Here is a 4,846-nt window from a genome sequence, read left to right as displayed (position 1 = left end):
GCTTCTTCATCAGCGGGTTGACGAAGCGCCAGCCGATCGTCGTGTCGTGGATTTCGGCGGCCCGCGAGAAGGCCGTCTCGGCCTTCGGCATGACGAAGGGCGCGCGCGACATGCTCTCGACGCCGCCAGCGACCATCAGTTCGGCCTCACCAGAGCGGATGGCCCGCGCCGCCGTGATTACGGCATCCATGCCGGAGCCGCAAAGCCGGTTGATCGTCGTGCCCGGAACCGCGATCGGCAGGCCGGCGAGCAGGGCCGACATGCGCGCGACATTGCGGTTGTCTTCGCCCGCCTGGTTGGCGCAGCCGAAGATGACGTCATCGACGGCCTCCCAATCGACGGCGCTGTTGCGTGCCATCAATGCCTTCAGCGGGATCGCACCGAGATCGTCGGCCCGCACCTGGGACAGCGAGCCGGCGAAGCGGCCGATCGGCGTTCTGACATAGTCGCAGATAAAGGCTTCGGTCATGGCTTTTCCTCAGAGTTGCGGGACGACGAGGTCGCCAACCGGGCCCTCGACATACAGTGGCGCGCCGGTCATCGCCTGCAATTCCTCCTGCGACATCGCGGCCAACTTCTCGCGCAGGACGAAGCGTCCCGTCACAATGTCGATGACGGCGTGGCTGGTATAGACGCGGGTGATGCAGGCGACGCCGGTCAGCGGGAAGGTGCATTTCTCCACCAGCTTCGGTTCGCCTGTTTTAGTGACGTGCTCGGTGATGACGCAAACCTGCTTGGCGCCGTGCACCAGGTCCATGGCGCCGCCGACGGCCGGCACGCCTTTGCTGCCCACCCGCCAGTTGGCGAGATCGCCGCTCTGGGCAACCTGATAGGCGCCGAGGATCGCGACGTCGAGATGGCCGCCGCGCACCATGGCGAAGCTGTCGGCGTGATGGAAGAAGGCAGCACCCGGCTTCAGCGTCACCGCCTTCTTGCCGGCATTGATCAGGTCCCAGTCTTCCTCGCCTGCGGCCGGCGGCTCGCCGAAGTTCAGGATGCCGTTTTCCGTGTGAAAAATCGCCTGACGGCCGGGCGGCTGATAGCGGGCGACCATTTCGGGAAAGCCGATGCCGAGGTTCACATAGGCGCCGTCGGCGATATCCTGCGCGGCCCGCCAGGCGATCTGCGCATTGGAAAGCTTGATGTCTTCACGAGTGTCGATGGTCATACGTAGGCCACTCCGGCTCGAATGAGCTCTTCTTCCTGCTGGGGACTGGGGACGGCGACGACGCGATCGACGAAAATACCCGGTGTCACCACATGCTCGGGATCGATGCCGCCGGCCGGCACGATGGATGAGACCTGGACGATGGTCTTCGCCGCGGCCATGCACATCAGCGGATTGAAGTTGCGGCCGGCCTTGTTGTAGGTGAGATTGCCCTGGATATCGCCGATCTCGGCCTTCACGATCGCGAAGTCGGCCTTCAGCCAGCGCTCCTGCACGTAATGGCGGCCATCGAATTCGGCGATGACTTTGCCGTCGGCCAGTTCGGTGCCGTAGGCCGTCGGCGTATAAAAGGCCGGGATGCCGGCCCCGCCGGCGCGGATGCGCTCGGCAAGCGTTCCCTGGGGCACCAGCTCGAGCTCGATTTCGCCGGCCAAATATTTGTCGGTGAAGGCGCGCGGATCCGACGAACGCGGGAAAGAGCAGATCATCTTCCGCACCATGCCGGCATCGATCATCGCGGCGATACCGATGCGCCCGTTGCCGGCATTGTTGTTGATCACGGTGAGGTTTTTGGCGCCCTTGTCGATCAAGGCATGAATGAGCTCGATCGGCGCGCCCGAGCCACCAAAACCGCCGATCATGACGGTCGCGCCATCTCCGATCTCAGAGACGGCTTCCGCCGTGCTCCCGACTGTCTTGTCCATGCGGGATCTCTCCTTGGCTATGCGAGCGGGAGCTCTCCATCCCGTCCTCTGGCGTAGACATAAAGCGCGGCGGGCCAAGCGGCAATGTATTTGTGCGATATTTGACATTTGTTCATATATCGCACAAAATGAATGAATCCATTGGAGACTGGACCCATGCGCGAAACGGATTTCGTCAGCGGCTTCGCCCGCGGCCTGAAGGTCATCGAAGCGTTCGGTGAAACACGGCAGCGGCTTTCCATTGCCGAGGCCGCCAAGCTGACGGAGCTTGACCGCGCCACCGTGCGCCGCTCGCTGCTGACGCTCGCCGAGCTCGGTTATGCCGATTATGACGGCAAGTTCTTCACGCTGACGCCAAAGATCCTGCGCCTTGGCCATGCCTATCTCTCAGCGACGCCGCTGCCGGCGCTGCTGCAGCCACATCTCGATCTTCTCTCGGAAAAAGCCGGCCAGAGCGCCTCGGCTTCGGTGCTCGACGGCACCGACATCGTCTATATCGCCCGCGCCTCGCAGCGCCGCGTCATGTCGATCAATCTCACCCCCGGCAGCCGCCTGCCCGCCTACTGCGCCTCGATGGGGCGCGTGCTGCTCGCAGCCCTTACCGAGAGCGAGGCCCGCGCGATCCTGGCCCGCAGCGAGCTGAAACAAAACACTGCAAATACCAGAACCGATCCGGATGAGCTGATCGCCGAATTCCGCCGCGTCCGCACTGAGGGTTACGCCATCATCGATCAGGAGCTGGAGATCGGCCTCTGCTCCATTGCCGTGCCCATCGACAACGATCGTGGCGAAACGGTCGCAGCGATCAATATCGGCGCGCCGGCCGCCCTCGTCCCGGCGGCGGAGATGAAGGAGCGCTATCTGCCGCTGCTGAAGGAAACGCAGGCGGCATTGCGGCCGCTGCTGCGGCGGTGACGGTAAGCCTGAAGGGAGAGCGACCCCGGCCAGCGCCGGGGCGGCTCATCATCGGTCAATGCGTCAGGTCGAGCGCGGCAGTCAGGTCTCCCATTGGCGGCCGGTCGTTGTTCCGCAGCGCCTTGTCGCGGGCGACGATGCCGGGCAGCACCGGCAGATCGTAGCGCGCGGTAATGAAGCGGATGATCGACGTGGTGTCGTACTGCGTATGATCGACCATGCCGCCTTTGGCGAAGGGCGAGATGATGAAGGCCGGAATACGATTGCCCGGACCCCAGCGGTCGGCCTTCGGCGGAGCGACGTGATCCCAGAACCCGCCATTCTCGTCATAGGTGACGATGACGAGCATATGGCCCCATTGCGGGCTCTTCTCGAGGTGGGAAACGATATCGGCAAGATGCTGGTCGCCGCTCGAAACATCGGCATAACCGCCATGTTCGTTGAGGTTGCCCTGCGGCTTGTAGAAGGAAACCGCCGGCAGCTTGCCGTCGTCGATATCTTTGAGGAAGGCCTCGCCGCCTAGGCCACCATCCCTCAGATGCTCGGCACGCGCCGGGGTGCCGGGCGCAAAATTGGCGAAATAGTTGAACGGCTGGTGATGGAACTGGAAGTTCGGCACCGGGGTGGCATTCTTGCCATCAAGGGCTGCCTGCCAGGCGCCGCCGTACCAGGCCCAGCTGACGCCTTTCAGCGACAGCAGGTCGCCGATGGTGATTTCATGCTGCGGCGGCAGCGTAGTTGCGGCCGCCGGATCGGCATAGGCCGCGTCACCATCCTTGGCCGGCGGATTGCCGCTCGGCTGGTAGGGCGGCTGCATGGTGTTGACGGCGTAGAAGTCAGGCGTCAGCGTGCCGTCGGAAACGAATTTCGGTGCGCCGTCCAGCGCCGACTTCGGGGCGTTTTCCGCCACGGTCAGCGACGTGCCATCCGCATCCACCTTGGCGATGGTGGGCTTGGCCGGGCTCTTGTCGGCGTTGGGATAATAGGGCGTGCAGGCGCAGACCAGCGCGAAATGGTTGAGGAACGAACCGCCGAAGGCGCCCTGGAAGAAATTGTCGGCAATGACGTATTTCTTGGCGACCTGCCACATCGGCAGGATGGAGCCGTCGTAATGGCCCACGACCAGGCTGCCGGAATCGGCCCAGGCGACGAACTTGTCGTTCTTGCCGCCGTCGATCTGCATCTGCTCCTGGTAGAAGCGATGCCAGAGGTCGCGGGTGATGACCGAAGGCGCCTCTGCGAAGCCCTGCGGATCGTCGATCGCGAAGGAGGCGTTGGCGAGATGGGCCGACTGCGCCTCGGTGACGGCAGGCGAGACACCCTTGGCGGTGAGGCCGCCCCAGGCCGGCGGCAGTTCGGACAGCGGCTGGCCATCGCGATCGAGCTGGCGTGTGCGATCGGYAGTCGCGTTCGAGAGCCCGTCGGCGCCGGGAAAGCTGCCATAGAGATTATCGAAGCTGCGGTTCTCGGCATAGATGACGACGACATTGTCGATCTTGTCGTAACCGGCCGGCGCCGCATGGGTTGCCGTCGCCACCGCAAACGGCACGATGGCCGATCCGGCGAGACAGATCGAATGGAGGAGTTTCAGTCTTTTCACGGGGGTACCTCATGGCTAGGGGGCGTTGGCTAGAGGGAGCGGAGAACGCTCGGGGGCACTTCGACGCTATTCCGGCCGTCTATCAACTTTGTGACATCAGGGGTTGCCGTGATGCAGCAGGAGACTGGCCGTCATCAATTTGTTGCAGCGAGGTTCGATCATGGCGGAAACCAGTACTAACTTATTGGAATCCTTACCATGACGACGAAGATCATCTGGCTTGTGCGCTCCGGCCTGGCCGTCGGCATGGGTGCCGTGGCGCTTGGTCTTGCCATTCTTCCCCTGCGGCAAAGCAGCGCGGCGACCGCTGCAGGCGTTCATCCCGGACCGATGTCGCGCACTGACGCCTTCGCCCGGGCCGAAACGCTCACCGCACTTGGCCGTGAGATATTTTCAGATCCCTCGCTGTCAGCCTCGGGGCTCCAGGCCTGCGCGTCCTGCCATGATCCGGCTCATGCC

6 protein-coding genes are annotated in these 4,846 nt (G+C 63.6%); 2 read left to right on the top strand and 4 right to left on the bottom strand.

Going from position 1 to position 4,846, the window contains the following annotated elements; all coding sequences use genetic code 11:
* The 3 genes from AC1D1Z_RS34150 to AC1D1Z_RS34140 form a co-directional block, all read right to left on the bottom strand.
* Positions 1–469, bottom strand: a 469-nt coding sequence (locus AC1D1Z_RS34150; RefSeq protein ID WP_477853229.1) for a thiolase family protein, incomplete at its 3' end; no start/stop codon positions are given.
* A 9-nt stretch (positions 470–478) separates the two neighbouring features.
* Complete coding sequence (locus AC1D1Z_RS34145) at positions 479–1,168, bottom strand: 3-oxoacid CoA-transferase subunit B (RefSeq protein WP_047617807.1); 690 nt, start codon at positions 1,166–1,168, stop codon at positions 479–481.
* Entirely contained in the window at positions 1,165–1,872 is a 708-nt protein-coding gene (locus tag AC1D1Z_RS34140; protein ID WP_047617803.1) for a 3-oxoacid CoA-transferase subunit A, read from the bottom strand. Before AC1D1Z_RS34140 ends, AC1D1Z_RS34145 begins: the two co-directional genes overlap by 4 nt.
* 156 nt (positions 1,873–2,028) lie before the next feature.
* Here AC1D1Z_RS34140 and AC1D1Z_RS34135 point away from each other — a divergent pair, with 156 nt between their 5' ends.
* Positions 2,029–2,787: an IclR family transcriptional regulator gene (locus AC1D1Z_RS34135; RefSeq protein WP_018246425.1), complete on the top strand. Its 759-nt coding sequence runs from the start codon at positions 2,029–2,031 to the stop codon at positions 2,785–2,787.
* 55 nt (positions 2,788–2,842) lie between these two features.
* On the opposite strand, the gene AC1D1Z_RS34130 is transcribed toward AC1D1Z_RS34135, so the two are convergent.
* Positions 2,843–4,387, bottom strand: a complete 1,545-nt coding sequence (locus AC1D1Z_RS34130) for an acid phosphatase (RefSeq protein WP_477853228.1) — start codon at positions 4,385–4,387, stop codon at positions 2,843–2,845.
* Positions 4,388–4,585: 198 nt separating this feature from the next.
* On the opposite strand from AC1D1Z_RS34130, the gene AC1D1Z_RS34125 reads away from it, so the two are divergent.
* On the top strand, positions 4,586–4,846 hold a 261-nt coding region (locus tag AC1D1Z_RS34125; RefSeq protein WP_477853227.1), incomplete at its 3' end, for a cytochrome c peroxidase.

The sequence above is a fragment of the Rhizobium sp. P1_E1 genome, assembly GCF_056406015.1.
This window is presented reverse-complemented; position numbering and strand designations above follow the sequence as displayed.

What these genes read in the sequence shown, in the direction of transcription:
- AC1D1Z_RS34145 (WP_047617807.1), bottom strand. Translation starts at nt 1,168, where the DNA reads ATGACCATCGACACTCGTGAAGACATCAAGCTTTCCAATGCGCAGATC.
- AC1D1Z_RS34140 (WP_047617803.1), bottom strand. Translation starts at nt 1,872, where the DNA reads ATGGACAAGACAGTCGGGAGCACGGCGGAAGCCGTCTCTGAGATCGGA.
- AC1D1Z_RS34135 (WP_018246425.1), top strand. Translation starts at nt 2,029, where the DNA reads ATGCGCGAAACGGATTTCGTCAGCGGCTTCGCCCGCGGCCTGAAGGTC.